Here is a 25,892-nt window from a genome sequence, read left to right on the forward strand (position 1 = left end):
CAAACGCCTCGACGCCATGACGCCGAGAGAAGCTCTCGACGAGCTACTCTCGGCGTCACTGACAGGCGGTGTTGCACCGACCACTTGAATCCACCGCCGATGTTCCGCGGGGATCTGTCGCTTTCGCGAACGGGCCAGTTCGCGCGGCCTCAGCGGGCCGGCGGCGGCAAGCGCACCAGCTCGACGGCCAGTTCGGCGCCGGTCACGGTGCCGCGCATCCACGTGAAGTCCGGCTGCCGACGGCGATCGGTCGGCGAGCCGGGGTTGAGCAGTCGCAGCCCGGACGGTGCGACGGTGTCCCACGGGATGTGCGAGTGCCCGAAGACGAGCACGTCGACGTCCGGGTACTCGGCGGCCATCCGGCGCTCCCGGCCCGTCGCGGCACCGGTCTCGTGCACGAGCGCGAACCGCAGGTCCTCGACCGCGAAGTGCGCGACGAGCGGCAGCCGGTCGTCGAACTCGGGGCCGTCGTTGTTGCCGCGCACACCCTCGAACCGGTGGGATCGGGCCTGCACGGCGTCGAGGGTGGCGAGGTCGACCCAGTCCCCCGCGTGCACCACCAGGTCGGCGGCGTCGACGTCCGCCCAGAGCGCCGCGGGCAGGTCCTTCGCCCGCTTCGGCAGGTGCGTGTCGGAGAGCAGGACGAACGACGTGGTCACGTCGAGGATCGTCCGGGCATCGGCAGCCCGGCCTCGTCCGAGGCACCGAGCCGTTCGAGCAGTCCGGCGAGCAGGGCGATGTCGTCGTCGGACCAGCCGGCGAGCCGTTCCTCCAGCGCATCCCGGTGCAGCTGCACGGAGCGTTCGAGCGCGGTGCGACCGGCGTCCGTCGCCACGAGGGGCTTCGCGTTGCCGGTACCGCCGTCGGTCGTCTCGATCAGCTTCGTGGCGAGGAGCCCGGACAGCTGGCGCGAGATCGTCGAGCGGTTCAGGCGCAGGTACCGGGCGATGTCGATGGCCATGCAGCCGGGGTGCTGCACCACGAAGTCGACGAGGGACTGGTCGACCACGCTCAGTGCCTGGTCGGACCCGCGGGCACGGATGCTCGCACGTCGGGTGATCCGGGCGAGCTCGGTGTACGCCCGGCCGATCTCGCTGTTCCGGATCCCGGAGCTCGGGTGGTCCATCGTGGCTCCAGCCTTTCGGTGCCGGCGCCGGCCGGCGGTCTTCTGTGCCGACACCATACCGGTCGGTACGCGAGATTCGGGCTCAGTGACCTGCAGCTGCGGCCCGGAGCGCGGGGATGTCGAGCTTCTGCATCGTCATCATCGCCTGGAAGACACGGGCGTTCGCCTCGGGGTCGCCCGACCCGGTCATGAGCTCACCCATCATCGACGGGGTCACCTGCCACGCGACACCCCAGCGGTCGAACAACCAGCCGCACATGCTCGGCTTCCCGCCGTCGGCGAGCAGGGCGTCCCAGATGCGGTCGAGTTCGTCCTGCGTGTCGACGTCGACCTGGAACGAGACGGCATCGGTGTGCGGGTGTCCGGGGCCGCCGTTCATCGCCCGGTACGGCTGCCCGAGCAAGGTGAACTCGACGACCAGGGTCGCGCCGTCCGGGGTCTTCGCCACGCTGTCGATCGAACTACCGGGGAACAGGTCGACGTAGTACCGGGCGGCCTGCTCGGCTTGGTCGTCGTACCAGAGGAAGGGGGTGATGGTGGGCATGGGGCGCTCTTCTCGCGTCGGCTCAGTCCGCGGCACTGCGGATGAGCAGGTCTGACTTCTCGGGGTGCTCGTCGAACCACTTGCCGACGAACCAGCACATCGGCACGACCCGCTTCGTCGAGTTCGTCTCGACGTCGGCGACCGCGTACTCGACGAGCTCGGCCGCGTAGCCGTGCCCGCGGTGCTTCGGCACCGTGTACGTGTGCGGGAACGCGATCGCGTCGCCGTTCTCGCGGTAGTCGAGCACGCTCACGAGCTCGCCGCCGACGTACATCGCGTAGCGGTCCTGGTCGGTCTCGTCGCGGAACTCGTGGTCCATGCCGCCATCATGCTCCGCCCGGGGCGCACGTGCCCCACCGGGAATGCTCGTGGCCGCCGAGCGTTGGATGGACACCATGACAACGATCGGCATCATCGGCGCAGGCAACATCGGATCCCAACTGGCACGGCTCGCGGTACAGCACGGCCACCAGGTCGTGATCGCGAACTCCCGCGGCCCCGAGACCCTGGCCGGCCTGGTGGCCGAACTCGGCGACCAGGCCCGTGCGGTCACCCGTGACGAAGCCGCCGCCGCCGGCGAGGTCGTCGTCGTGACGGTGCCGCTCGCCGCAATCGAGACGATCCCGGCGGAGCCGCTCGTCGGCAAAGTCGTCATCGACACGAACAACTACTACTGGGAGCGCGACGGCCACATCCCTGCGCTCGACGACGAGTCGACGACGACGGCCGAGCTGCTGCAGGACCACCTGCCCGGCGCCCGGGTCGTCAAGGCGTTCAACCACATCGGCGCCGCGGACCTCACCGGCCACGCCAGCCCGGCCCGTACCCCGGACCGTCGCGCCCTCGTGATCGCGGGCGACGACGCCGAGGCGAAGCAGGTCACCGCGGACCTCATCGACGAGTTCGGCTTCGACGTCGTCGACGCCGGACCCCTCGCCGAGGGCTGGCGCATCCAGCGGGACACCCCCGGCTACGGCCCGCGCCTGACCGCCGACCAGCTGCGCGACGCACTGCAGGCAGCCACCCGCTGACGCGCGCGGTTTCGCGCTGAGCGACACATCACGAGCTGCGGAGCCCGCGAACTGTCGTCCAGCGCGAAACCCGGCGCCGACGGCCCGCCTACGCCCGGTCGAAGATGACCGTCATGTCGGCGATGTCGTCCTCGGTCGGCTCCCACGTGGTGCCGGCCTCGACGTTCTGCGTGATCTGCTCCGGCTTCGTCGCCCCCGCGATGACGCTCGACAGCCCCGGCTGCGCGAGCAACCACGCGAAGGTCGCCTGCAGCATCGTGACACCGCGGTGGTCGCAGAAGCGCTGGTAGTCGTCGAGCACGTCCCACGGGGCGTCCTCGAGCAGCTGCGGCTTCGACGTCGACAGACGCCCGTCGGCCGGACCCCCGGCCTTCGTGTACTTGCCGGTCAGCAGCCCGTTGTACAGCGGGAAGAACGGCAGGAACCCGAGGGCGTAGGCGCGGACGGCCGGCAGCACCTCGGCCTCGGCGGCACGGGCGAGCGGGCTGTACTCGTTCTGCGCGGACACGAACGCCGTGGTGCCGGCGATCGACGCGGTCAACTCGGCCTCGGCGATCTGCCACCCCGCGAAGTTCGAGTGCCCGATGTAGCGGATCTTGCCCTCGCGGACCAGGTCGTCGAGGACCGACAGCGTCTCCTCGATCGGGGTCACGTCGTCGGGACGGTGCATCTGGTACAGGTCGATCCAGTCCGTGCCGAGGCGACGGAGCGACGACTCGACGGCCAACCGGACGTACCGTCGCGACCCCCGCACACCCCAGTCCGGGCCGTTCGCGCCCTGCATGTCCATGCCGAACTTCGTCGCGAGCACGATCTCGTCACGCCGCCCCGCGATCGACCGGCCGAGCATCTCCTCGGACATGCCGGGCCGGCCGCCGTAGATGTCGGCCGTGTCGAAGAGCGTGACCCCGGCGTCGAGTGCCGCCCGCACGACGGCGTCGGTGCCCTCCTGCGACTCGGAGGCGGTCCCCGGCCGCCCGAAGTTGTTGCAGCCGAGGCCGACGGTGGAGACGACGAGCCCCGAGGGGCCCAGTGGACGGTGTTCGATTCCGGTCATGCCCCGAACGTACCGGCGACCCCGGAACTGGGGCTGCGACATCCGCGACCGTTGCCGCTAGAACTGACGATGGATCAGTCGACGAAGGGAGCACCGCAGTGGCGTCGCATCGCATGCAGGATTCGGAACGGCCGCGCCGTCCCGTCCCGTCCTGGGTGACCGCACCGGTCGTCGAACCGGCCGCGTCCGCCGGGCGGGTCGCGTCCGACTCCGCAGCGAGCACCGGCCAGGAGGCCCGTCCCACCCCCGCCACGTCGCGCGCCGCCCACGGTGCACCGGCTCCCACCGCCGTGCTCGGCTCCGCCCCGCAGCCGACGGCCACGCTCGACCCGACGGCAGCGCCGACGCCGGAGCCTGCGTCCATCGCCACCCTGGTCGAGGACGACGTCACGGTCCCCGACTACCCGCCGCAGCAGGACCTCCTGCCGCCGGCCCCCACATCACCGACTGTGCACACCGTGCCGTTCGACACCGCCGCCGTGGCCTCCGCACCGACCCCGGTCTCACCGATCGACGCCGCTCCCCGCACCGCGCCGGCCCCCGCACCGTCGCCCGTGCCCTCCGCCGGACAGCCCCGGTTCTCCGTGCCCGGCCTGGAGCACGTCGTCGTCGAGGGCACCGAGCCCGAACCCGTCGGTCCGATCGGCTTCCGCACGCCCCGCCGCTTCGCCCACCAGCAGGCCGCCGCCACCGCCGTGACCCCGGCACCGACCCCGGCGTCCGCCCACGTGCGCTCCTTCGACGCGGTCCTGCAGGCGCCGGAGTCCGCGGCTGCACCCGCGGCCACGAACGCCACCGTGCCCACGAACGCCACCGTGCCCTCGACCGCACCCGTGGCGGAGGCGAGTGCGTCCGTCGGGGCCGAGCCGGGCCTCCCGACCGAACTGCTCGACCAGCCCGTGGCCGCAGCCGCCGAGCCGGAGCCGCGCCGCGCACTCGGTGCGACGCCCGGGGCGGTCCTGGGCGCCGTGGCGGGCATCGCGACGCTCGGACTCGCGGCCTGGTGGTTCACCGCGCCGGCGACCGTGCACGGTGTCGGCGTCGTGCTCGGACTCCTCGCGCTGGTGGTGTCGCTCGTGACGCTCCGCGACCGCGCGGCGACGTGGCAGCGGCCGGTCGCGCTGCTCGGCGCCGTGCTCGGTGGCGTCGGAACGCTCGTGCTGCTGTGGGCCGTCGCGTCGGCGCTGCTGCCGCTCGCCGGGGTGACGCTGCCCGACCTGACCGGGACCGGGACGACCCCGACCCTCGCGCCGTAGCGGGCTCGGTCTCCGGTTCGGCCCCTCGGCTGGCGGTCAGACGGCGCGGACGACCCCGCGCGACAGGATCGCGTTCGTCAGGGCGTCGATCGGCTCGCGCTGCACCGTCGGGTTGGCGATGAGGACGTAGTCGACCGCCGGCAGATCCGGCAACCCGAGCCGCTGCGACACCTTCACCAGGTCCGCAGGGATGAGCGAGTGCGGGAACACCGCCACGCCGATCCCCGCCCGCACCGCCGCCAGCACGCCGTTCACGTCGCGGGTGTTGCAGGTGATCCGCCAGGTGCGGCCCGCTGCCTCGAGGGCGTCGATCGCCATCTGCCGGCTGATGCTCGGCGCCTGGTACGCGATGAGCGGCACGGGCTCGTCGCGTTCGACCGCGATGCCGTCCTGCGCCATCCACACCATCTGGTCGGTCGCGACCCGGGTCCCCTCGGCGGACTCCCCCGCGGTCTGCTTGATGAACACCAGGTCGAGCTGCCCGGCGTGCACCCGGCGCAGGAGCGGTGACGACTGGTTCACCGTCAGCTCGAGGTTCACCTGCGGGTGCAGCCGCCGGAAGTCCCGGAGGATGCGCGGCAACTGCGTGATCGCGAGGTCGTCGGCCGCACCGAACCGGAGGCGCCCACGGGTCGCCGACCCCGAGAAGTACGCATCCGCGGTGGCGTGGGCCGCGAGGATCGTCCGGGCGAAGCCGGCCATCGCGTCGCCGTTGTCCGTGAGGGTGACGCCACGGGTGTCGCGGGCGACGAGCGTGCGGGACACCGCGGTCTCGAGCCGCCGGACGTGCTGGGAGACGGTGGGCTGGCTGATGCCGAGGCGGGCTCCGGCCTGCGTGAAGCTCTGCGTCTCGGCGACGGCCAGGAAGGTCTGCAGCAGGACCGGATCGAGCACGGGCACCTCGTTCGTTCGCGCGGTCGTTCGCGCGGTCATTCGACATCGCAATGGATTGATAGCCACCATAGGGGTGTCGAATGGCCCGCGGCCACGTAGTTTCGTTGGGGTACCAGATCCGCAACGACGTCCGGAGAACCCCTCACCGTGAGTGCGTCATCGACGACCCTCCCCCCGCCCACCGAACCACTCCCGATCCAGGCCACCCGCCCGCCCTGGCGGCACACCCTCATCGCCCTGTCCGTGCCGAACTTCCGGCTGTTCACGGCCACCAACCTCGTCGCGATGACCGCCGGGTGGATGCAGCGCATCGCCCAGGACTGGCTCGTCCTGCAGCTGACCGGCTCGGTCGCGCAGGTCGGCATCACCGTCGCCTGCCAGTTCGCGCCGATGCTGCTGTTCGGGCTGCTCGGCGGCGTGCTCGTCGACCGGTTCTCGAAGCGCGCGCTGATGATGATCACGCAGGGCGCCTTCGCGGTGCTGTCCGCACTGCTCGCCGTGCTGACGCTCGCCGGTGTGGTCGAGGCCTGGCACATCTGGGTGATCGCGTTCCTGGTCGGCATGGTCACCGTGATCGACAACCCGGCTCGCCAGGTGTTCGTCACCGAGATCGTCGGACACCAGCACCTCCGCAACGCGATCAGCGTGAACTCGTCGGTGTTCCAGCTCGGCGGCATGATCGGCCCGGCGCTGTCCGGCGCGCTGCTCGTCGCCGTCGGGGCCGGGTGGTCGTTCGGCGTGAACGCGATCGCCTGCGTCGCCGTCGTCGTGACGCTCGGGTTCCTGAAGGTGTCGGAGCTGCACCGGACGCCCCCGGCGCCCCGCGGCAAGGGACAGCTGATCGAGGGGCTCCGCTACGCCGTGAACAAGCCGACGATCATCGTGCCGGTGATCCTCGTCGCGTTCTTCTCGGTGTTCGCCCTGACGATGCCCGTGCTGCTGTCGGCCTTCGCGTCACAGGTTCACGACGTCGGCGCCGCCGGGTACGGCGTGTTCAACTCGGCCGTGGCGATCGGTGCGCTCGTCGGCGCCCTGCTCTCCACGCGGCGGGCGGTCGTGCGGCTCCGGACCATCGTCGGCGGGGTGTTCTGGACCGGGGTGCTGCTCGTGGTCTCCGGGTCCATCCCCGTGATCGCGCCGTTCACCGTGGCGCTCGTCGCCGTCGGGATGTCGCAGCTGTTGTTCCAGACCGCGTCGAACTCGCTCGTGCAGCTGTCGTCGAACGTGGCGATCCGCGGCCGGGTGATGTCGCTCTACGTGCTCGTGCTGCTCGGCGGCCAGGCGATCGGCGGGCCGCTGATGGGCCAGGTCGTCGACCACTTCGGGGCGCACGTCGGGATGATGGTCGCCGGTGGGGTGCCCGCGGCGGCCGCTGCCGTGATCGCGCTCGTCCTCGCCCGCCGAGGTGGCCTGCACCTCGCCGTGCGCATGCGCCACCACGTGCCGCTGCCGGCCATCGTCGCCCACTGAGCGGGGCGGTGGACGCACCGGCGCGCCGACCGGGAGGCGCGTGGCGGCGTCGCCACGGGCCTCCCGTCCGCCGCGCGCCAAGGCGTTGCGCCCTGTTGCGGGCGTCGCGCCCCGACACACAGGGGCGCAATGCCCGCAACAGGGCGCGGACGCGGTCCCGGACGGACGGGAGGCACGGGGCGGCCCCGCCACGCGCCTCCCGTCCGGTGAGCGGTTGCCTCAGTAAGCCACGCCGAAACGGGCCTGGTGGTGCGCCGGGTTCGCGATCTCGTCGACGAAGGCCAGGCCGAAGTCGTCGCCGGAGATGTCCGAGTTGCCCTCGGAGTCGGTCAGCAGGACCTCGTCGGTCGTGCGGTACGTGCCACGACGCTCGCCCGGGTTGTAGCTGCCGTAGCCGGCGGCCGGGCTGACGTAGAACCAGTCGACGTCGGTGTCCGAGGCACGGAGCGCGTCGAGGATCTGCGCGTGGCTCTTCGCCTCGCCCTTGAACGCGTCCGGGAACTCGGCCGAGTCGAACAGGCGCGGTCCACCGTCGGCGACGAGCAGCGAACCGGCGCCGCCCACGATGCCGAGACGCGCACCGGCGCTGGCCGCAGCGTCGACGAAGTGCTGGAACTCGTCCTTGAGCTCACTGCCGTCGGCCTGGACCGCGTGCAGTGCGACGACGATGACGTCGGCGTCCTTCGTGACCTCGGCCACGAAGTCGGCGTCGAAGGCATCGCCCTGCGCCAGGGTCAGGCCCTCGGCGGCGTCGAGCTTGCTCGTGTCGCGCGCGACGGCGGTGACGGCGATGCCACGGGAGAGGGCTTCGCTGGTGATGGCGGAGCCGGCGTAGCCGGTGCCTCCGAAGACGACGATGCTGGTCATGCTGTTCCTTTCGTGGGGCTGGTGCAGCTCACCGTACAAGAGTTACTCTCTTTGAGTAAGTAGGCACCTCACGGTGCGTATCGGAGCGCGTTCGTCACGGAGGCCAGGCCAGATGTCAGCACTCGAGTACAGCCCCTACGCGGCCGACTGCCCCAGTCGCCAGCTGCTCGACCGCATCGGCGACCGGTGGAGCGTGCTGACGATCGGCACCCTCGCCGACGGGCCGCAACGGTACTCGGCGATCGCGAACCGGGTGCAGGGCGTGTCGCAGAAGATGCTCACGCAGACCCTCCGGGCACTCGGGCGGGACGGACTCGTCACCCGCACGGTGTTCCCCGAGATCCCGCCGCACGTCGAGTACGAGCTCACCGATCGCGGGCGGTCGCTCCGCCGGGTGCTCGAGCCGCTCGAGGCGTGGGCCACTTCGCACATGGACGACGTCGCGGTGTCGCGCGTGGAGTACGACGCGCGCTGACCTGGCGCGGCGGGCGCGGGCGGGGCGGGGGGCGCTTCGTGAGCAGAAATGGTCGGGTCCGCCGAACGCACCCGACCATTTCTGCTCACGAAGTGCCGCCACGCCCACACTCGGAATCCCCGACGGCGGCGAGTGGTTGCCTGGGGACATGCGATCGATCGTCTACACGAAGCCCGGTGACAGCAGCGTCCTCGAACTCGTCGAGCGGGACGTCCCCGAACCCGGCGCCGGCGAGGTCCGCGTCCGCGTCGTCGTCTCCGGCGTGAACCCGACGGACTGGAAGGCCCGGGCGGGCGGTACCTACGGCGACGGACTGCCCTTCCCCGAGATCACCCCGAACCAGGACGGCGCCGGTGTCGTCGACGCGGTCGGCCCGGGTGTCGAGGACCTCGCCGTCGGTGACCGCGTGTGGCTCTTCATGGCCGCCGCCTCGCGCCCGACCGGGACTGCTCAGGAGTACACCGTCGTGCCGGAGACCCGAGCGGTCCGCCTGCCCGACGAGACGAGCTTCGACATCGGTGCTTCGCTCGGTGTCCCGGCGATGACCGCGCACCGCGCCCTCACGACGCACGAGGACGGCCCCGCACGACTCGGCCCCGGTGCGCTCGACGGCGTCACGGTGCTCGTCGCCGGTGGTGCCGGAGCGGTGGGGCACGCGGCGATCCAGCTCGCCCGTTGGGCCGGCGCGACGGTGATCACGACGATCAGCTCGGACGACAAGGCCGCACTCGCCACCGCGGCGGGTGCCCACCACGTCGTGAACTACCGGCAGGACGACGCCGCGGCTCGCATCCGCGAGATCGCGCGGGACGGCGTCGACATCGTCGTCGAGGTGTCGATCCCCCAGAACGCCGAACTGGTCGCCGAAGTCCTCGCGAACCACGGCGTCGTGTCGATCTACGCGAACAACGGCGGCGACGAGGCCACGCTGCCGATCCGCCCGAACATGAGCGTGAACGCGCGCTACCAGTTCCTGCTGCTCTACACGATCGGTGACGAGGCCCTGGCCGCAGCAGCCGAGGACGTCACCGAGGCGCTGCACGACGGCGTGCTGCCGGTCGGCGCGGACGCGGGACTGCCGCTCACCCGCTTCGACCTCGCCCGCACCGCGGACGCGCACGACGCCGTCGAGCAGGACACCGTCGGCAAGGTGCTGATCGACGTGCCCCAGGCGTAGTAGCCCCGACGCCCAGACGACGAACGGCTCCCACACCCGTGGGAGCCGTTCGTGGTGGACGATGCGGGAAGGGTCAGCGACCCAGGCGCGCGGCGATGGCTGCGGCGACCCGGATCCGGGCTGCTTCGCGCTCGCGCTCGATGTTGGCGGCGATGACGTCGAGGTCTTCGTAGTCGGCGTCGGTGGTGGTGTCGTTCCAGTTCGGCGATGAGATCCGGGCACGCCCGAACGACGGCGGAGCAGGGTTCACGGTCGTCATGAGGGCATCGTACGTCGAGCGTCCGACAGAGCGTGTGAGCATCACGGGCCTTTCCTTGGATTGCGGTCGCGCTCGGGGAACGAGTAGGTCAACGAGAACGCCACGGCCATGAACGACGCCATCATCGCGATGTTCTTGGCGTCGAGTTCGGTGAAGGCGTCGGGGACCGGGGAGTCGACGGTGAGCATGCCGAACGAGTACTGGTCGGACCGGATCACCACCGAGACGTACGACGAGTAGCGCGGTTCGAAGCCCGGCACGTCCTGGTCCACGTCGACGTCGGCCGAGCGGTCGCCGACGATCCGGGGTGATCCCCCGACCAGCACCCACTCGAGGTTGCGGTCGCCGTAGGGCGTGCCCGCGCGGAAGACCCCGGCGGTGTCGCCGGCACCCCCGTGACCGATCGGCTCGAGCGCACGCAGATCGGTGGACAGCTGGTACACGTTGGCCCGGACGTCGGGCACCTTCGGCAGCAGGTAGAACGCCAGGGCCACGGCGACGCGGTCAGCGACGACGGAGAGTTCGCCGTGGCGCTCGGAACGGGGTAGTTCGGTGAAGCGGACGAGCCGAGTGGCGATCTGGCCGAACGCGTACCGGACCGCCGTCGACTGTTCGAGTTCGGCCCCGGTCGCGTTCTCCTCGGCCACCGCCCGCGCAGCGTCGCTGCGTCGGGTCCGGACCACCTGCACCGCCACGGCACCGGCCAGCACGACGAGCCCGAACACGACGAGCGACAGTCGGACCGCCGGGGTGACGAACAGGTTCGGCAGCTGGAACGCCGCAGTGGGCGCGGCCGCCACCACGATCGGCCACCCGACCGTGCCGACCCGTCCTGAACGCTGTTGCCCCATGACCACGACGCTAGGTCACGCCACCGACGCAGACGGAGTTGTCCACAGGTCGGTTCTCCACAGGATCTGTCGGCCTCCACCGGCCCGTCGCACGCACCTGGTAAGCAAGACCCATGACCGATGCCAGCACGCCAGTTCCCGGATCCAGAGCCCTCGTCCTGGGTGGCGGAGGTGTCGCCGGCATCGCCTGGGAGGTCGGCGTCCTCACCGCCCTGCAGGACGCCGGCGTCGACCTCGACGCCGCAGACCTGGTCGTCGGCACGAGCGCCGGCAGCGTCGTCGGCGCCTTCGTCCGGAACGGCGCGGTGCAGCAGGCGTACGACCAGCAGCACACCCCCGCACCGACGACCTACGTCGAGCCGCCGGCCATCGACACCGACGCCGTCCAGCAGCGGATCGGTGCCGCGCTCGAGGGCGCGACCGGCGAGCAGGACGCCCGCGCCCGCCTCGGCCTCGCCGCCCAGCAGGTCACCGACGGACAGTCCGACGACGAGCGCGCGGCGACCTTCACCGAGACCCTGCCGTCCACCGACTGGCCGGCGAAGCCGCTCGCGATCACCGCGGTCGACGCCACCGACGGCACGTTCCGACTGCTGACCGCGGCCGACGGCGTCCCGCTCCCCCGTGCGGTCGCCGCGAGCTGCTCCGTGCCCTTCGTGTGGTCGCCCGTCGGCATCGAGGGCCGACCGTACGTCGACGGCGGGGTCCGCTCCGGCACGAACGCCGACGCCGCCGCCGGACACGAGCGTGTCCTCGTGATCGCCTGCGGTCCCGAGGGTCCGTCGCCGGTCGGCCCGTGGCTCGACGTCGCGGTCGAGTCGCTCCGCGCCGGCGGCAGCTCGGTCGAGGTCGTCGTGGCGGACAGCACCGCGCAGGAAGCCTTCGGCACGAACTCGCTCTCGCTGGCCACCCAGGCGCCCTCGGCCGAGGCCGGCCGCGCCCAGGGCACGGCGGTCGCCGAGCAGATCGCCGCCTTCTGGGCCGATGACCTGGTGAGCGTGGTCGCATGACGACGCCGTTCTCCGACCTCGACCAGTACATCGCGCTCCCCCGGGTCGACGGGATCGCTATCAGCCCGAACGGTGAGCGCGTCGCCCTGACTGTCAGTGCGCTCGACCCGGACCGCACCGGGTACCGGCGCTCGATCTGGCAGGTGCCCGCCGGCAACGACACCGAAACGAACGCCGATGCCGACGCAGCGGGCAGCGCCGCAGCCGGTACCGCGGTCCGCCTCACCCGTTCCGCCAAGGGTGAGGGCGGCATCGCCTTCACCCGCACCGGCGACCTGCTCTTCGTCTCCGCCCGCCCCGACGCCGATGCCACCGACGCCGACGCCGCCCAGCTCTGGGTCCTCCCGGCGGCCGGTGGTGAAGCGCGCCCCCTGACGCGGCTCACCGGCGGGGTCGGCGGCGTCCTGGCGACCGCTGCGGCCGCCGACACCGCAGCGCTCACCGCCGACCTGCTGCCCGGCGCCGGTACCGACCCGGCCACCGTGGTCGACGCCGACGCCCAGCTCCGGAAGGCCCGCACGGACAAGAAGGTCCGCGCGATCCTGCACGAGACGTACCCGGTGCGGTACTGGGACCACGACCTCGGGCCGGCCCAGACCCACATCCTCACGCTCGACCTGGCCGAAGGCCAGACCGAAGACCACGCCGAGGACGCAACCGCGCTCCCCCGCCTCACCGACCGCACGCCGGCTCCCGGCCGGTCGCTGGACCACGTCGCCGGGGCACTCACGCCCGATGGTTCCGTCCTGTTGGCAGCCGTGGGTGTCCGGGAGGCCCGTGGGGACCGCTCGACGCTCGTCACGATCGACTGCACCAGCGGCCACCACTCGGTGCTGTTCGACGACGCCGACGTCGACCACGAGATGCCCGCGCTGAGCCACGACGGTCGCACGATCGCCTGGGTCCGGACGGTGCGCTCCACCCCCGCCGGTGCGAACCAGCAAGAGGTCTGGACGGCCGGCATCGACGGGTCGGACCCGCGCCGCATCGCCACCGACTGGGACCGCTGGCCGAGCGAGCTCGTGTTCGAGCACGGCGACCGAGCGCTGCTCGCCGTGGCCGACCAGGACGGCCGGGCACCCGTGTTCCGCATCCCGCTCGACGGCGCAGCCGTCGAACAGCTGACCCACGACGACTGGGCGTACTCGAGCCTGCGCGTGGCGGAGGCGACGGGCGCGGTCGTGGCGCTCCGGGCCTCCTGGGCGGCACCGCTGCACCCCGTGCGGATCGCGACGGACGGCGAGGTGACCCCGCTCGCGACGCCTGCGCCCCTGCCCGAGGTCCCCGCGCACCTGGAAGAGGTCGAGACGACCGCGGCCGACGGCGCGCGCGTGCGCGGCTGGCTGGTCGTGCCGGAGGGTGACGGGCCGCACCCGCTGCTGCTCTGGATCCACGGCGGACCGCTCAACTCGTGGAACCAGTGGTCGTGGCGGTGGAACCCGATGCTCCTGGCGGCGCGCGGGTACGCCGTGCTGCTGCCGGACCCGGCACTGTCGACCGGCTACGGGCTCGACTTCGTGAACCGTGGGTGGAACGCGTGGGGGCAGGCGCCGTACACCGACCTGCTGGCGATCACGGACGTGGTCGAGGCCCGAGCGGACATCGACGAGACCCGCACGGCGGCGATGGGCGGCTCGTTCGGCGGCTACATGGCGAACTGGGTCGCCGGGCACACCGACCGCTTCCGCGCGATCGTCACGCACGCAAGCCTGTGGGCGCTCGACCAGTTCAACGGCACCACGGACTCGTCGCAGTACTGGTCGTCGATCTTCGACGCCGCCGGCATCGAGGCCAACGACCCGCACCGGTTCGTGGCGGACATCACGTCACCGATGCTCGTGGTCCACGGCGACAAGGACTACCGGGTGCCGATCGGCGAGGGGCTGCGACTGTGGTCCGAGCTCGCCGAGCACCACGCGGCCGACGACGGCACGATGCCGCACCGGTTCCTGTACTTCCCGGACGAGAACCACTGGGTGCTCTCGCCGCAGCACGCCGTGGTCTGGTACGAGACGGTGTTCGCGTTCCTCGGGCAGCACGTGCTCGGCCAGGAGTGGGAGCGGCCGGAGCTGCTCGGGTAGCGCGGGCGTGGCGGTCGACCCGGAACGACACGATCGACGTCGCACGACATCGAGAACGTCGTTCCGGGTCGGATCCACCCGACCGACCCGATCCGGGCGGGCTGCTAGACGAAGGCGGCCTGCCCGGTGATCGCCCGACCGACGATGAGCGTGTTCACCTCGCGGGTGCCCTCGTACGAGTAGATCGCCTCGGCGTCCGCGAAGAACCGGGCGACGCCCTTGTCGAGCACGATGCCGTTGCCACCCTGCACCTCGCGGCACCAGCCGACGGTCTCGCGCATCTTCGCGGTCGCGAACGCCTTGGCCATCGCGGAGTGCTCGTCGCCCCCGACACCGGCGTCCTGCATGGCCGAGGCCTGCGTGCAGAGCGCGATCGAGGCCGTGATGTTCGACAACGACTTCACGAGCAGGTCCTGCACGAGCTGGTGCGACGCGATCGGCTTGCCGAACTGGATCCGCTCGCGGGCGTACGCGAGCGCCGCGTCGTAGGCGCCGACCGCGATGCCGACGGCCTGCCAGGCCACCTCGGTGCGGGTCAGACGGAGCACCTCGGCGGTCGACCGGAACGAGTCGGCGCGCTGGAGCCGACGCGATTCCGGCACGCGCACCCCCTGCATGACGATGTCGGCGTTCTGCACCCCACGCAGCGCGATCTTGTCCTCGATCTTCGTGGCAGTGAAGCCGGGGGTGTCCGTGGTGACCAGGAAGCCCTTCACCTGTTCGTCGGCGACGTCCTTCGCCCAGATGACGACGACGTCGGCGAAGGTGGCGTTGCCGATCCAGCGCTTCTCGCCGTCGAGCACCCACGTGTTGCCGTCGCGGCGGGCGGTGGTGCGCAGGCCACGGGCGGAGTCGCTGCCGGACAGCGGTTCGGTCAGGCCGAACGCCCCGATGACCTCGCCGGCCGCCATGCGCGGCAGCCACTCGCGCTGCTGTTCCTCGCTGCCGGCGACGGCGATCGAGTTCATCGCCAGACCCGACTGCACGCCGATGAACGTCGCGACGCTGGCGTCGACGCGTCCGAGCTCGAGCGCAGCCCACCCGCGGTACACGGCCGAGTTCTCGAACTGGCGCACGAGCGGGATCCCCGGCCCGTACATGCCCAGCTCGGCGAGGGGCGCGATCACCTGCATCGGGAACTCGGCGCGTGCCCAGTACCCGTCGGCGATGGGCGCGACCTCGCGCTCGAGGTACTCGCGGAGTCGCCCGATCGACGCGCGCTCCGGCTCGGTCAGCTGCTGTTGGAAGCCGTAGAAGTCCGATTCGAGGAGGCCCGTCGTGGGCGTCAGCGTTGACATGGAACCAACGATGCATCATTCTCGAAAACGTTGCAAGGGAGGACCGCGTGTACACATCGGATTCTGCGCTGCGCGCCTTCCGGGAGGCTCGCCACACGTTCATCGACGGCTCACGGATCGACATGGGCGCGTTGGCTGCCGCACTCGGCGTGGACCGTACGTCACTGTTCCGGTGGGTGGGCAACCGTGACCGGTTGCTGTCCGAGATCCTGTGGTCCCTCGCAGTCCCGACGCTCGACCGGGCGTCCCGCGCTGCCGACACGATCGGGTCGTCCGGAGCGGCGCGCATCGTCGACGTGCTCGACCGGTTCACCGCCGACCTCATCGAGGCCACCTACTTCCGCGCCTTCCTGACCCGCGAACCCGCGCGGGCGATGCGCCTGCTGACCACCTCGGAGAGCGACGTGCAGAGCCGGTTCGTCGAACGGGTCACGGCGCTCGTGGTCGAGGAGCAGTCGTCCGGCGAGTTCGATCCGGCCCCGTTGTCCGCCGAAGAGCTCGCGCGGCTGCTCGTCCGGATCTCAGAGTCGTTCACCTACGCTGAGTTCATCTCCGGTGAGGCCCCCGACCCCGTCCGGGCACGCGCCGCGTTCGAGTACGTGCTGCGCCCCGCCGCCGATCACGCCACACCCGCACCTCCGATCGGAGACCGATGACCATCGACGAGTACCCGTTCCGCCGCCTCTACCCCACGCGCTGGAACGACAACGACATGTTCGGGCACGTCAACAACACGATCTACTACTCGGCGATGGACAACGCGTCGACGTACTGGTTCCGCGAGGAAGCGGGTCTCGACCCCTTCACGTCGGAGTGGATCGCGGTGCTGGTGTCGTCGAGCTGCCGATTCGTCGAGTCCGCCGTCTGGCCGGACGTCATCGAGGTCGGGATGCGGTCCAAGCACCTCGGCAACACAAGCCTGTCGTGGGAGTTCGGCCTGTTCCGGCAGTCCGACGGCGCGCTGCTCGCCACCGGCGAGTTCGCGCACGTCATCATCGACCGCGAGGGCGCCCGCCGACCGATCCCCCTGCCGGAGTCGCTGCGCGCGCTCGTGACCGGCACGATGGTCGCGCAGGAGCCCGCCGTCGCCGACTGACCCCGCGCGCCGTCGCCCGACACCGACGCGGCGCCGCCGCTCGGGCGCCGACCCTGCCCACCTCGGCGCACAACCAAAGTGCCCTCGAACCGCGCAATCGCGTGGCTCGAGGGCACTTTGGTTGTGCAGGCCGGATCGGGACCGGGCTCCGGGGGCTGGCGCAGCGAGAAGGTCAGGGGCGGTAGTCGTCGCGGCTCGGCTGGTTCAGCCGCGCGGCGAGGTCGTCGCCCGCTGGCTTCGCGCCGTTCAGGGTCCCGAGCACCTTCGCCACGGTCGACAACACGAAGCCGATCCCCCGGCCGATGGCTTGCACGAAGCGCATGACGTCCCCTCTCGTCACCCCATGCTAGCCCGCGGCCCGAGGACTGCTCAGGACTTGAGGGCAGCGAGCTCGAGGTTGATGTCGTCGGGGTCCTGCACGGACAGGATCACCATGCCGGCGTCACCGAGGTCGGTGACCTCGCCGTGCTCGACCCCCGCGGCGTCGAGACGTGCGGCCGCCTGGTGCAGCTCGTCGACGGATCCCACGACGAAGCTGACGTGGTCGAGGCCGACGGTGTCCGGGTCGAACGTCTGCCCCGCCGGAGCGACCGGGCGGAGACCGAAGACCTGGTCGCCGAGCCGGAACACGGAGCCGCCGTAGAAGCGCTCGCGGTCCTCGCGCACGCCGGGCTCGTCGACCTGGTCGCTGAAGTCGATCGCCGGGTCGGTGCCGAGCAGCTGCCGGTAGAACGCCTTGCTGCGGTGGATGTCGGTCACGGTGACGCGGACGTGGGCAAGGGCGGTCGGGCGTGCGAACGGTTCGGTCATGGTGGAGCTCCTCCGGGTTCGACCCGACGCAGGGCTGTCGGGTGCGCGCCGTGGTTGCGACGCGCACCCGAGGCAACCCCTGCCACCTCGGTGCATCCCGACAGCGTGCGGCGACCGGACAGCGGCGCTCGACCCGAACGCCAGCGCCGCGGTCCGGTCAGATGAGCTCGTCGGTCAGGTGGTTCGGCGTGCCGAAGCGGTGCGCCGTGATCGAGACCGCCTGCTCGCGGACGAACGGCAGGATCTCGAGCCGCCCGGCCTCGGTCACGGGGCCGCCGTACACCGCGACGTCGGGACGCCCGCCGATCGCCGAGTACAGCGCAGAGGTGTCGCCGCCGATGAGCCGGACACGGGTCGACGGCCCCGCCGCGATCGACGACGCGAAGGACTCGTCGGAGACCGACTGCGAGACGGACCGGACGATGGGCAGCGAGCGGAGCGCCGATGCGACGGGTGTCGGCAGCGCGGCGGCCGTCGAGACGTCGATCGTCGTGCCGGCCCGGAGCGCAGCCGCGACGACGCGGACGAGGTCAGGAACAGCATCCTCGTCACCAGAAGCCAGGCGCACCTGCACCGACGGGAACGGCAGGTACCGCGCGATGTTCCGCTCGGCGCTCAGGGCCGAGACGTCGGTCGCGGTGCCGAACAGCGTCGACCAGGCCTGCTCGTCCGACGCCAGCGACCGGTCGAGCACCGGCGAGGTGCCCCCGGCCGCACGGACGAAGGCGCTGACCGGAGCGGAAGGAACGGACGCAGCAGTCGACGCAGCAGGCGCCCACGACCCGAGCCCGAGCAGGTAGTTCAGCCCGCCGGCCTTCGTGCCCGCGCCGACGGCCGACTTCTTCCAGCCACCGAACGGCTGCCGACGGACGATGGCGCCCGTGATGCCGCGGTTGACGTAGAGGTTGCCCGCCTGGATCCGCGACAGCCAGGTGCCGATCTCGGCCGGGTCGAGCGAGTGCAGGCCCGAGGTCAGGCCGTAGTCGACCTCGTTGACGATGTCGATCGCCTCGTCGAGGGTGTCAGCGGTCATCATGCCGAGGATCGGGCCGAAGTACTCGGTGCGGTGGAACTCCGAGCCGCGGCGGACGCCCTGGCGGACACCGGGGCTCCAGAGCTTGCCGGTCTCGTCGAGCTGCTTCGGCTCGACGGCCCAGGTCTCCCCCGCACCGAGCGTCGTCAGGCCGGCGAGCAGCTTGCCCGATGCCGGCTCGATGATCGGGCCCATCTGGGTGGTGGGGTCGGTCGGCGAGCCGACGGTGAGCGAGGACACGGCGTCGAGGAGCTGGTTGCGGAAGCGCTTCGACTTCGCGACCGAGCCGACCATCACCACGAGCGACGCGGCCGAGCACTTCTGGCCGGCGTGCCCGAAGGCCGAGGCGACGACGTCCTTCACCGCGAGGTCGAGGTCCGACGACGGGGTGACGATCACGGCGTTCTTGCCCGAGGTCTCGGCGAGCAGCGGCAGGTCAGAGCGGAACGAGCGGAACAGCTCTGCGGTCTCGTAGGCACCGGTGAGGATCACCTGGTCGACCATCGGCGAGGCGATGAGCTGCTGGCCGAGCTCGTTCTCGGACACCTGCAGGAACGCGAGCACGTCGGCCGGGGCCCCGTGGGCGTCGAGCGCGGTCTCGATGATCGAGGCGAGGACGGCCCCGGAGCGCTCGGCGGGCGGCGCCGGCTTGAGGACGACGGCGGACCCGGCAGCGAGTGCGGCCAGCGTCGAGCCGGCGGGGATCGCGACCGGGAAGTTCCACGGCGGTGCGACGAGGGTCAGCGTGGCCGGGGTGAAGGTCGCACCGTCGAGGTCGTCGAGCTGGGACGCGAGCGAGCCGTAGAAGTGTGCGAAGTCGATCGCTTCGGACACCTCGGGGTCGGCCTGGTCGATGGTCTTGCCGGTCTCCGCGGCCATGACCTCGATGAGTGCTGCGCGGTTCGCCTCGAGTGCGTCGCCGACGGCGTGCAGCACGGCGCCACGAGCGGCACCGGACCAGGTCCCCCAGACCGCACCGGCGGCCTGGACGCGAGCGAGCGCCGAGTCGAGTGACGCGGCGGAGTCGACCCGGGCCTCCTGGACGGCGCGGACGCCGAGCGTCGACGACGCGATCCGGTCCGTGATCGCCGACCCCCACTGGCGCACCGGCGCGACCGACGGGTCGCTGTCCGGCGTGTTCTCGAACCGGCCGGGTCCGGGGCGCCCAACGGCCGCGTAGCGGTCGGCGACGCGGTGGGACGCGGGAGCGGCGAGGCCCTCGGGTGTGGCGAGCGGCACGAGCGAGGCGCGGAAGCGTTCTTCTTCGCGGGCGAACAGCGGCGGCGACGACACCAGCGAGAAGACCGCGGACATGAAGTTGTCCTGCGAGGCGCCTTCTTCGAGGCGGCGGATCAGGTACGCGATCGCGACGTCGAACTCGCCGGGGTGGACGACCGGCGTGTAGAGCAGGAGGGAACCGACCGTGTTCTTCACTGCCGACGCCTGGCCCTGCGCCATGCCGAGCAGCATCTCGAACTCGATGCCGTCCCGCACGCCCCGCTCACCGGCGAGCAGCCACGCGTGCGCGACGTCGAACAGGTTGTGCCCGGCGACGCCGACGCGGACGTTCTCGACGCGCGACGGCGTGAGTGCCCAGTCGAGCACGCGCTTGTAGTTGGTGTCGGAGTCCTGCTTGGTGTGCCAGGTGGCGAGCGGCCAGCCGTGCACCGAGGCCTCGACCTGCTCCATGGGCAGGTTCGCGCCCTTGACCAGGCGGACCTTGATGCCGGCACCACCACGGGCCCGGCGAGCGGCGGACCACTCCTGCAACTGCTCCATCGCGGCGAGGGCGTCGGGCAGGTACGCCTGCAGGACGATGCCGGCTTCGAGCCCGAGGAACGCAGGCTCGTCGAGGAGCTTCGTGAAGACCGCGATCGTCAGGTCGAGGTCCTTGTACTCCTCCATGTCGAGGTTGATGAACTTCGCCGGGGTCGAGGCCACGGCGCGCTCGAACAGCGGGCGGAGCTGCTCGACGATGTCGTCGACGGCGTGGTCGAACGCCCACGGCGAGTGCGGGTGCACGGTCGACGAGACCTTGATCGACACGTAGTCGACGTCGTCGCGTGCCAGGAGCTTGTGCGTGCCCTCGAGCCGGCGCGCGGCCTCGCGCTCGCCCAGCACGGCCTCGCCGAGCAGGTTCACGTTGAGCCGGACGCCGTCCCGCTTGATCTTGGCGATGGCGGGCCCGAGCTTCGAGTCGGTCGCGTCGACGATGAGGTGGCCGACCATGCCCCGCAGCACTCGACGAGCGATGGGCACGACGACGCCCGGAAGCACCGGTGCCATGCCGCCACCGAGGCGCACGAGTCCGCGCATCGCGGCGGGCAGGAACCCGGGGGCACCGGGCGCGATCTGCCGGAGCTTGCGCGCGGCGACGGCGAGGTCTTCCGGGCGGACGACGCCGTCCACGAAGCCGACGGCGAAGTCCAGACCTGCGGGGTCGGCGAGCACCCCGGCGAGCTGCTTGGCGGAGCCGTCCACCGGGAACGACTCGGCCTCGGCCAGCCACTGTCGGACGAGTGCGACGGACTGGTCCGCCAGCGCGTCGTGGTCGGTGGCGGGGTGCTCCTGCAGGGTCGTCATGGGATCAGTGTGGAGGCCCGGGATACGGTAGCGGAAGCGACCGTTCCTGATGGGTACCGTTCAGTTGCACTACCGAATCTACGGCGGCCCCGCTACCGTCAGACCATGCTCGATGTCCGCCGCCTGGTCCTGCTCCGCGAGCTGTCGATCCGCGGCACCATCGCGGCCGTCGCCGAGGCCATGAACTTCACGCCGTCGGCGGTCTCGCAGCAGCTCAGCGCCCTGGAACGCGAGGCAGGGGTGCAGCTCCTCCGCAAGGCCGGCCGACGGTTGCAGCTCACCCCGCAGGCCGAGGTGCTCGTCGCCGCCGCCGGCCACGTGCAGGACGTGCTCGAGCAGGCCCAGGCGCAGGTCGAGGACACCCTGCCGTCGGTCCAGGGGCGAGTGCGCGTCGCCGTGTTCCAGTCCGCCGCCCTCGCGCTGATGCCCAACGCCCTGCACGAGATGGCCACCGAACACCCCGACGTCCGGGTCGAGATGGTGCAGCGCGAGCCGGAGACCGCCCTGAACGAGACGTGGGCGCGGGACTTCGACATGGTCATCGCCGAGCAGTACCCGGCGCACGCCGCCCCGCACCTGTCCGGGCTCGACCGCTCGGACCTGACCACCGATGCGGTCCGGCTGGCGCTGCCGCCGCTCGACACGGCGCTGTTACCGGTCTCGAGCCTCGAGGACGCCGAGGCCCTGCCGTGGGTGATGGAACCCCGCGGGACGGCGTCGCGGCACTTCGCGGAGCAGGTGTGCCGACGCTGGGGCTTCGAGCCGGACGTCCGCTACGAGACCGCCGACCTGCAGACCCAGATCCGACTGGTCGAGTCCGGCAACGCCGTCAGCCTGATGCCGGACCTGATGTGGACCGGACGCACGACGACCTGCCGCCTGCTCGAACTGCCCGAGCAGCCCCGCCGCACGATCTTCACCGTCGTGCGCGCCGCCGGGGCGTCCTCGCCCGCGGTCCGTGCGCTGCGCGCCGCCCTCGAACGCGCCGCGGCGGCCGTCGGCGACTGACGGGCCCCGTCCCCGATCCGGCTGACTGCACCGAGACCGAACCGAGACCTGACGGGCCGTCAGGATCGCGGGATCGACGACATCTCCTGGGTGAGGGCACTTCTCGGTGCCCCGTCCGGTATCCGAGGGGGATCCCATGAGTCAGCCCTGCACGTCCACTACGCGTCGCGTCGCCGCGATCGGCGCCGCCGTCGCCATCGTCGCCGCCTCGTCGGCCCTCGGCATCGGCGCCACGACCGCCGTCGCCGCCGAGGAACCGACCGCGACCAGCACCGTGACACCGGTGGCGACGAGCGCCGCGACACCCGCTGCGTCCGCCTCGCCCGAGGCGCCCGAGACGCCCGTCCCGACCGACGCCCCCGACGAGCAGCCGGGAGGCACGACTCCCGATCCGACGCCGGCTCCCGCCGACGAGTCGGAGACCCCACTGCCCGCTGCGCCCGCCGCCGACGACGGCAGCGACCTGGCGTTCACGGAGCCGTCGACCGCGGACGCCCCGCTCGTCCTCACCGCGACCGCCGGCACCCCGTTCTCGCACACCTTCGAGACCACCGGCGGCAACGGCACCGTGGGCTACGCCATCCAGGACGCCCCGTCAGCGGCGTACAGCGTCAACGTGGAGACCGGTGTCCTGAGCGGCACCCCGACAGAGGCCGGCACGTTCGACTTCGAGGTCGTCGCGTTGAGCGGCTCGACCCAGATCACCGAGTACGTGGAGCTCACCGTCTCCCCCGGTGCCCCCGTGGGCGTGACGTTCGGGGTCGCGACGCCGGACTACGACGGCCTCTGGCAGGTCGAAGCCGACGGCACGATCTGGGAGCAGGCCGCCGGGCAGGGCCGAGTCCGCATCGTGCCGGACATCCCCGTCGCCGAGGACACCCCGCTCACCCTCGCCGGGCTCGCCGTCGACGCCTACGGCAACCGGACCACCCCCGGCGGTGACGACGACTACCCGCGGTCGACGGTCACCAGCACGGACGACTCCGACGTGGCCACGTGGAACGACGGAGACTCCTCGACGACCGTGACCTTCGGCGGGACCGGTACCCGGACCGTGACGGTCTCGGAGGGCGGCGTCTCCACGGCGTTCGACGTGGTGGTCGGCGCCGAGGGCACCGGCGAACCCGCGGCTCCGGACACCATCATGTTCGACGAGCAGTCGACGCCGGAGTCCCCGATCCGCATCGAGACGATCGCGGGCGAGCAGGTCGAACGCACCTTCACCGCCACCGGGTCCTCGAGCGAGCTCCACTACGTGCTGCTGACCGGCGCGACCGCGTTCCCCGTCCCGGGCAACGAAGCCCCGATCGCGCCGCTCGGGATCGCCGTCGGTGACACGAGCGGGGTCCTGAGCGGCGCCCCGACGGTGGCCGGTGAGTACGACTTCCAGGTCATGGCGATGAACGGCTCCCGGGCGGCCACGCAGTACGTCCACCTGTCCATCCGTCCGGCCGCCACCGAGGAACTCAGCCTGCTCGTCGGGACGATCGGGTCCCCCAGGGGCTGGCTCCGCGACGGCCGGGGGCTGCGCGAGGTCTTCGCGGAGAGCGGGGAGTCGATCCCGTTCGACGCGGTCCCGGTGGCCCAGGGCTCGACGATGGCCATCCGTGTGACGGCGCTCGACGCGTTCGGGAACAGCACGCAGGAGTCGGACGGCGCACAGCCCGTCGTCACGAGCACGGTGTCGAGCGACGAGGTCTTGCTCCCCCACGGCCCGTGGGAGCCCCGCGTCGCGTTCCCGCACGCGTCGCCGCACACGATCACGGTCGCACTCGGTGACGTCTCGACCTCGTTCGACGTGGACGTGCAGCCCGCGGCCGCCACCGTCGGCACCACGCCCCCGACGGCCGGTACCGGCACCCTCGCGTTCACGGGCGCGGAGACGTCCGGCACGCTCGCCTGGGCGCTCGGCCTGCTGGCCGCCGGCGGCGGCCTGCTCGTCCACCGCCTGCGTCGCCGACGCGCCTGACGCGGTGCACCGCACCGGATGACGGACGGGAGGCCCGTGGCGGATCCGCCACGGGCCTCCCGTCCGACGCGGGTTTCCGCACGGACCCCCAACCATGGTCACATTCCGGTCACCGACGCCTGAACGGCCACGCAGCCGCACTACGATCCGAGCAGGCCGAAACTCTCGGCAGATTCTTACGATCCGGCCACCCAGCCGGACCTGAACATGGGGGGAACCCGTGCACCGCAGCACCTCCGCCGTTCGTCGCGCTTGCGCCGTCGGCACCACCGTCGCACTCGTCGGTCTGACCACCGGTCTCGGCATCATGTCGGCGACCGCCGCCAGCGCCGTCGAGCCGACCGACTCGACGCAGCCCGTCTCCTCGAACGAGACAACGGCCCCCGTCGCGACGGAGACGCCCGCACCGACCGACGAGCCGTCTGTCCCCGCGGACGAGACCACGGAGACCCCGGCCCCGGCACCCGCCGAGGAGACCCCGGCCCCCACCCCGAGCGACGACGCGACCACCCCGGCCGACGAGCAGACCACCCCCGCGACGACGGCTCCGGCCGCCGAGACCCCGGCTCCGACCGCGACGCCGACCCCGGACGTCACCACGAAGGCCGCCGACGCGACCGTCACCATCGACGGTGCAGCCAAGGTCGGCACCCTCCTGAGCGCCGTCGTCACCGGCTTCGACGAGGACTCCTCGTACAAGTACGTCTGGGCTGACCAGGACCGCAACGTCCTGTCGAAGACCGCGACCTACCGCATCGACCCCACCGACGTGCGCAAGACGATCACCGTCACGGTGACCGGCACCCTGCCCGGCGCCACCGAGACGACCTCGGTGACCTCCGACGCGACCGCGCCCGTCAGCCAGACCCCAGCCTTCCTCGGCGAGGACGGCAAGCCGACGAAGGCCGGCGCCCACGCTGACCACCCGCTCGAGCTGAGCACCACGGCCGGTGACGCGTTCTCGCACACCTTCCGTGCGCAGGGCTTCCCGGAGCCGAAGTACGCGCTCGCGTGGTTCGACGAGGACGAGCTCGAGGACACCACGTACTACGACGAGAACGGTGACGAGTACGTCCCGGAGCCCGACGAGCAGCTCCCGGACGGCATCACGTTCGACGCCTCCACCGGTGAGCTCAGCGGCGTCTCGACGGAAGCGTCCGACTGGACCTTCGCGGTCACCGCGACGAGCGGCACCGAGACCGTCACGCAGTACGTCGACCTGACCGTCGAGGCCGCCGCGCCGCTCGGCATCATCGTCTTCACGACCGACCGTGCCGGTGCGTTCGACCTCGGCGAGGACGAGGACGACACGAGCACCCGGACCAGCTGGATCATCGACCCGGAGGGCAAGGTCTACACGTTCACCATCACGGGCGACGGTGAGGGCGGCTACACCGGCAACGAGGTCGAGGGCGGCCGGCCGACCATCAAGCAGGGCGGGACGCTCGTCGTGTCCGGCGGCCTGGTCGACGTGTTCGGCAACGAGATCACCGACGAGAACGAGGAGTCGATCGTCCCGACCGTCACCTCGGACGTGGCGAGCGACGTCATCGCGCCGGACCCCGACCTGGGCTTCTTCGGCCTCGTGAACGTCACGTTCCCGCACGCGTCGATCCACAACCTGTCCGTCTCGGCCGGTGACTTCACCACCTCGTTCGCGGTGGACGTCCAGCCGACCGCGGTCCCGACAGTGCCCGGTGTGTCCACTCCGGTCACCCCGGTCCCCGCGGCCGCACCGGTCACCCCGACGAACCGTGGCGGCCAGCTCGCCTACACGGGTTCGGACGCCACCGGCGCCCTGCCCTGGGCCCTCGGTCTGCTCGTCGCCGGTGCCGGCCTGATCGGCGCCCGCACCCTGCGCCGTCGCCGCGCACAGCGCTGACGGACGACCAGCGCTGACGTACGACCAGCGCTGACGGTCCCCCGTCGTCTCCCGTCCGTCGCGTGCCCGCGTGACGGACGGGAGGCCCGGCTCGGCCCCGCCTGTCCGCCTCCCC

Annotated in this window: 25 protein-coding genes; 12 read left to right on the forward strand and 13 right to left on the reverse strand. The window is 71.7% G+C overall.

Features of this window, described 5'->3' with window-relative positions; all coding sequences use genetic code 11:
- Positions 1 to 149: 149 nt before the first annotated feature.
- The 4 genes from EDF47_RS17105 to EDF47_RS17120 form a co-directional block, all read right to left on the reverse strand.
- The gene (locus EDF47_RS17105; RefSeq protein WP_131846276.1) at positions 150 to 659 is read right to left on the reverse strand and encodes a YfcE family phosphodiesterase; all 510 of its coding nucleotides are present in this window, start codon (positions 657 to 659) and stop codon (positions 150 to 152) included.
- Positions 656 to 1,126 carry a MarR family winged helix-turn-helix transcriptional regulator gene (locus EDF47_RS17110; protein WP_123939187.1) on the reverse strand — a complete coding sequence of 157 codons (471 nt, stop codon included), beginning with the start codon at positions 1,124 to 1,126 and terminating at the stop codon, positions 656 to 658. The genes EDF47_RS17105 and EDF47_RS17110 overlap by 4 nt, the downstream gene beginning before the upstream one ends.
- Before the next feature lie 82 nt (positions 1,127 to 1,208).
- Complete coding sequence (locus EDF47_RS17115) at positions 1,209 to 1,670, reverse strand: VOC family protein (protein ID WP_123292436.1); 462 nt, start codon at positions 1,668 to 1,670, stop codon at positions 1,209 to 1,211.
- 22 nt (positions 1,671 to 1,692) lie between these two features.
- The gene (locus tag EDF47_RS17120) at positions 1,693 to 1,989 is read right to left on the reverse strand and encodes a GNAT family N-acetyltransferase (RefSeq protein ID WP_111087034.1); all 297 of its coding nucleotides are present in this window, start codon (positions 1,987 to 1,989) and stop codon (positions 1,693 to 1,695) included.
- 76 nt (positions 1,990 to 2,065) lie between these two features.
- On the opposite strand from EDF47_RS17120, the gene EDF47_RS17125 reads away from it, so the two are divergent.
- Positions 2,066 to 2,701 (forward strand): NAD(P)-binding domain-containing protein, encoded by a 636-nt coding sequence (locus EDF47_RS17125; protein ID WP_131846277.1) that lies wholly within the window; start codon positions 2,066 to 2,068, stop codon positions 2,699 to 2,701.
- A gap of 88 nt (positions 2,702 to 2,789) precedes the next feature.
- On the opposite strand, the gene EDF47_RS17130 is transcribed toward EDF47_RS17125, so the two are convergent.
- Positions 2,790 to 3,758, reverse strand: a complete 969-nt coding sequence (locus EDF47_RS17130; protein WP_131846278.1) for an aldo/keto reductase — start codon at positions 3,756 to 3,758, stop codon at positions 2,790 to 2,792.
- Between the two features lie 155 nt (positions 3,759 to 3,913).
- On the opposite strand from EDF47_RS17130, the gene EDF47_RS17135 reads away from it, so the two are divergent.
- Positions 3,914 to 5,014, forward strand: coding sequence for a hypothetical protein (locus tag EDF47_RS17135; protein WP_131973741.1), 1,101 nt, complete (start codon positions 3,914 to 3,916; stop codon positions 5,012 to 5,014).
- A gap of 36 nt (positions 5,015 to 5,050) precedes the next feature.
- Here the strand turns inward: EDF47_RS17135 and EDF47_RS17140 are convergent, their stop codons facing one another.
- A complete protein-coding gene (locus EDF47_RS17140) occupies positions 5,051 to 5,908 on the reverse strand; it encodes a LysR substrate-binding domain-containing protein (protein WP_123292823.1) in 858 nt (285 codons plus the stop codon).
- 147 nt (positions 5,909 to 6,055) lie between these two features.
- On the opposite strand from EDF47_RS17140, the gene EDF47_RS17145 reads away from it, so the two are divergent.
- Positions 6,056 to 7,378, forward strand: coding sequence for an MFS transporter (locus EDF47_RS17145; protein WP_133938766.1), 1,323 nt, complete (start codon positions 6,056 to 6,058; stop codon positions 7,376 to 7,378).
- A 219-nt stretch (positions 7,379 to 7,597) separates the two neighbouring features.
- On the opposite strand, the gene EDF47_RS17150 is transcribed toward EDF47_RS17145, so the two are convergent.
- Positions 7,598 to 8,245 carry an NAD(P)H-binding protein gene (locus tag EDF47_RS17150; protein ID WP_131846280.1) on the reverse strand — a complete coding sequence of 216 codons (648 nt, stop codon included), beginning with the start codon at positions 8,243 to 8,245 and terminating at the stop codon, positions 7,598 to 7,600.
- A gap of 112 nt (positions 8,246 to 8,357) precedes the next feature.
- Here EDF47_RS17150 and EDF47_RS17155 point away from each other — a divergent pair, with 112 nt between their 5' ends.
- Both EDF47_RS17155 and EDF47_RS17160 read left to right on the forward strand, forming a co-directional pair.
- Positions 8,358 to 8,720, forward strand: coding sequence for a helix-turn-helix domain-containing protein (locus tag EDF47_RS17155; RefSeq protein ID WP_131846281.1), 363 nt, complete (start codon positions 8,358 to 8,360; stop codon positions 8,718 to 8,720).
- A gap of 148 nt (positions 8,721 to 8,868) precedes the next feature.
- Complete coding sequence (locus EDF47_RS17160; RefSeq protein WP_131879032.1) at positions 8,869 to 9,897, forward strand: NADPH:quinone reductase; 1,029 nt, start codon at positions 8,869 to 8,871, stop codon at positions 9,895 to 9,897.
- Positions 9,898 to 9,970: 73 nt separating this feature from the next.
- Here the strand turns inward: EDF47_RS17160 and EDF47_RS17165 are convergent, their stop codons facing one another.
- Together EDF47_RS17165 and EDF47_RS17170 are read right to left on the reverse strand one after the other, a co-directional pair.
- Positions 9,971 to 10,156 (reverse strand): hypothetical protein, encoded by a 186-nt coding sequence (locus EDF47_RS17165; protein ID WP_123312988.1) that lies wholly within the window; start codon positions 10,154 to 10,156, stop codon positions 9,971 to 9,973.
- 41 nt (positions 10,157 to 10,197) lie between these two features.
- The gene (locus EDF47_RS17170; RefSeq protein WP_123939195.1) at positions 10,198 to 11,007 is read right to left on the reverse strand and encodes a GAF domain-containing protein; all 810 of its coding nucleotides are present in this window, start codon (positions 11,005 to 11,007) and stop codon (positions 10,198 to 10,200) included.
- A 113-nt stretch (positions 11,008 to 11,120) separates the two neighbouring features.
- Between EDF47_RS17170 and EDF47_RS17175 the strand changes: the two genes are divergently transcribed.
- Positions 11,121 to 12,017 carry a patatin-like phospholipase family protein gene (locus tag EDF47_RS17175; RefSeq protein WP_131846283.1) on the forward strand — a complete coding sequence of 299 codons (897 nt, stop codon included), beginning with the start codon at positions 11,121 to 11,123 and terminating at the stop codon, positions 12,015 to 12,017.
- Positions 12,014 to 14,098, forward strand: a complete 2,085-nt coding sequence (locus tag EDF47_RS17180) for an alpha/beta fold hydrolase (RefSeq protein WP_131846284.1) — start codon at positions 12,014 to 12,016, stop codon at positions 14,096 to 14,098. The genes EDF47_RS17175 and EDF47_RS17180 overlap by 4 nt, the downstream gene beginning before the upstream one ends.
- A gap of 104 nt (positions 14,099 to 14,202) precedes the next feature.
- Here the strand turns inward: EDF47_RS17180 and EDF47_RS17185 are convergent, their stop codons facing one another.
- Positions 14,203 to 15,396: an acyl-CoA dehydrogenase family protein gene (locus EDF47_RS17185; protein WP_131846285.1), complete on the reverse strand. Its 1,194-nt coding sequence runs from the start codon at positions 15,394 to 15,396 to the stop codon at positions 14,203 to 14,205.
- A gap of 47 nt (positions 15,397 to 15,443) precedes the next feature.
- Between EDF47_RS17185 and EDF47_RS17190 the strand changes: the two genes are divergently transcribed.
- Together EDF47_RS17190 and EDF47_RS17195 are read left to right on the forward strand one after the other, a co-directional pair.
- Positions 15,444 to 16,052 (forward strand): QsdR family transcriptional regulator, encoded by a 609-nt coding sequence (locus tag EDF47_RS17190; RefSeq protein WP_123292424.1) that lies wholly within the window; start codon positions 15,444 to 15,446, stop codon positions 16,050 to 16,052.
- Entirely contained in the window at positions 16,049 to 16,492 is a 444-nt protein-coding gene (locus EDF47_RS17195; RefSeq protein WP_123292423.1) for a thioesterase family protein, read from the forward strand. The genes EDF47_RS17190 and EDF47_RS17195 overlap by 4 nt, the downstream gene beginning before the upstream one ends.
- Positions 16,493 to 16,664: 172 nt before the next feature.
- On the opposite strand, the gene EDF47_RS19960 is transcribed toward EDF47_RS17195, so the two are convergent.
- From EDF47_RS19960 to EDF47_RS17205, 3 genes are all read right to left on the reverse strand, one after another.
- A complete protein-coding gene (locus tag EDF47_RS19960) occupies positions 16,665 to 16,814 on the reverse strand; it encodes a hypothetical protein (protein WP_165901403.1) in 150 nt (49 codons plus the stop codon).
- A 47-nt stretch (positions 16,815 to 16,861) separates the two neighbouring features.
- Positions 16,862 to 17,302, reverse strand: a complete 441-nt coding sequence (locus EDF47_RS17200) for a VOC family protein (RefSeq protein WP_131846286.1) — start codon at positions 17,300 to 17,302, stop codon at positions 16,862 to 16,864.
- A gap of 157 nt (positions 17,303 to 17,459) precedes the next feature.
- A complete protein-coding gene (locus EDF47_RS17205) occupies positions 17,460 to 20,918 on the reverse strand; it encodes a bifunctional proline dehydrogenase/L-glutamate gamma-semialdehyde dehydrogenase (protein WP_131846287.1) in 3,459 nt (1,152 codons plus the stop codon).
- A gap of 105 nt (positions 20,919 to 21,023) precedes the next feature.
- Here EDF47_RS17205 and EDF47_RS17210 point away from each other — a divergent pair, with 105 nt between their 5' ends.
- From EDF47_RS17210 to EDF47_RS17220, 3 genes are all read left to right on the forward strand, one after another.
- Positions 21,024 to 21,926, forward strand: coding sequence for a LysR substrate-binding domain-containing protein (locus EDF47_RS17210; protein WP_111086860.1), 903 nt, complete (start codon positions 21,024 to 21,026; stop codon positions 21,924 to 21,926).
- A 136-nt stretch (positions 21,927 to 22,062) separates the two neighbouring features.
- Positions 22,063 to 23,895: a hypothetical protein gene (locus EDF47_RS17215; RefSeq protein ID WP_131846288.1), complete on the forward strand. Its 1,833-nt coding sequence runs from the start codon at positions 22,063 to 22,065 to the stop codon at positions 23,893 to 23,895.
- Between the two features lie 220 nt (positions 23,896 to 24,115).
- Complete coding sequence (locus tag EDF47_RS17220; RefSeq protein ID WP_131846289.1) at positions 24,116 to 25,777, forward strand: putative Ig domain-containing protein; 1,662 nt, start codon at positions 24,116 to 24,118, stop codon at positions 25,775 to 25,777.
- Positions 25,778 to 25,892 lie beyond the last annotated feature (115 nt).

The organism is Curtobacterium sp. PhB190 (assembly GCF_004365385.1).
Lineage (GTDB): Bacteria > Actinomycetota > Actinomycetes > Actinomycetales > Microbacteriaceae > Curtobacterium.

Excerpts from the sequence above, each read along its gene's own strand:
- EDF47_RS17155 (WP_131846281.1), top strand. The coding sequence starts at position 8,358 with ATGTCAGCACTCGAGTACAGCCCCTACGCGGCCGACTGCCCCAGTCGC.
- EDF47_RS17195 (WP_123292423.1), top strand. The coding sequence starts at position 16,049 with ATGACCATCGACGAGTACCCGTTCCGCCGCCTCTACCCCACGCGCTGG.
- EDF47_RS17180 (WP_131846284.1), top strand. The coding sequence starts at position 12,014 with ATGACGACGCCGTTCTCCGACCTCGACCAGTACATCGCGCTCCCCCGG.
- EDF47_RS17160 (WP_131879032.1), top strand. The coding sequence starts at position 8,869 with ATGCGATCGATCGTCTACACGAAGCCCGGTGACAGCAGCGTCCTCGAA.
- EDF47_RS17185 (WP_131846285.1), bottom strand. The coding sequence starts at position 15,396 with ATGTCAACGCTGACGCCCACGACGGGCCTCCTCGAATCGGACTTCTAC.
- EDF47_RS17165 (WP_123312988.1), bottom strand. The coding sequence starts at position 10,156 with ATGACGACCGTGAACCCTGCTCCGCCGTCGTTCGGGCGTGCCCGGATC.
- EDF47_RS17125 (WP_131846277.1), top strand. The coding sequence starts at position 2,066 with ATGACAACGATCGGCATCATCGGCGCAGGCAACATCGGATCCCAACTG.
- EDF47_RS17120 (WP_111087034.1), bottom strand. The coding sequence starts at position 1,989 with ATGGACCACGAGTTCCGCGACGAGACCGACCAGGACCGCTACGCGATG.
- EDF47_RS17175 (WP_131846283.1), top strand. The coding sequence starts at position 11,121 with ATGACCGATGCCAGCACGCCAGTTCCCGGATCCAGAGCCCTCGTCCTG.
- EDF47_RS17130 (WP_131846278.1), bottom strand. The coding sequence starts at position 3,758 with ATGACCGGAATCGAACACCGTCCACTGGGCCCCTCGGGGCTCGTCGTC.
- EDF47_RS19960 (WP_165901403.1), bottom strand. The coding sequence starts at position 16,814 with ATGCGCTTCGTGCAAGCCATCGGCCGGGGGATCGGCTTCGTGTTGTCG.
- EDF47_RS17215 (WP_131846288.1), top strand. The coding sequence starts at position 22,063 with ATGAGTCAGCCCTGCACGTCCACTACGCGTCGCGTCGCCGCGATCGGC.
- EDF47_RS17110 (WP_123939187.1), bottom strand. The coding sequence starts at position 1,126 with ATGGACCACCCGAGCTCCGGGATCCGGAACAGCGAGATCGGCCGGGCG.
- EDF47_RS17170 (WP_123939195.1), bottom strand. The coding sequence starts at position 11,007 with ATGGGGCAACAGCGTTCAGGACGGGTCGGCACGGTCGGGTGGCCGATC.
- EDF47_RS17200 (WP_131846286.1), bottom strand. The coding sequence starts at position 17,302 with ATGACCGAACCGTTCGCACGCCCGACCGCCCTTGCCCACGTCCGCGTC.
- EDF47_RS17210 (WP_111086860.1), top strand. The coding sequence starts at position 21,024 with ATGCTCGATGTCCGCCGCCTGGTCCTGCTCCGCGAGCTGTCGATCCGC.
- EDF47_RS17115 (WP_123292436.1), bottom strand. The coding sequence starts at position 1,670 with ATGCCCACCATCACCCCCTTCCTCTGGTACGACGACCAAGCCGAGCAG.
- EDF47_RS17150 (WP_131846280.1), bottom strand. The coding sequence starts at position 8,245 with ATGACCAGCATCGTCGTCTTCGGAGGCACCGGCTACGCCGGCTCCGCC.
- EDF47_RS17205 (WP_131846287.1), bottom strand. The coding sequence starts at position 20,918 with ATGACGACCCTGCAGGAGCACCCCGCCACCGACCACGACGCGCTGGCG.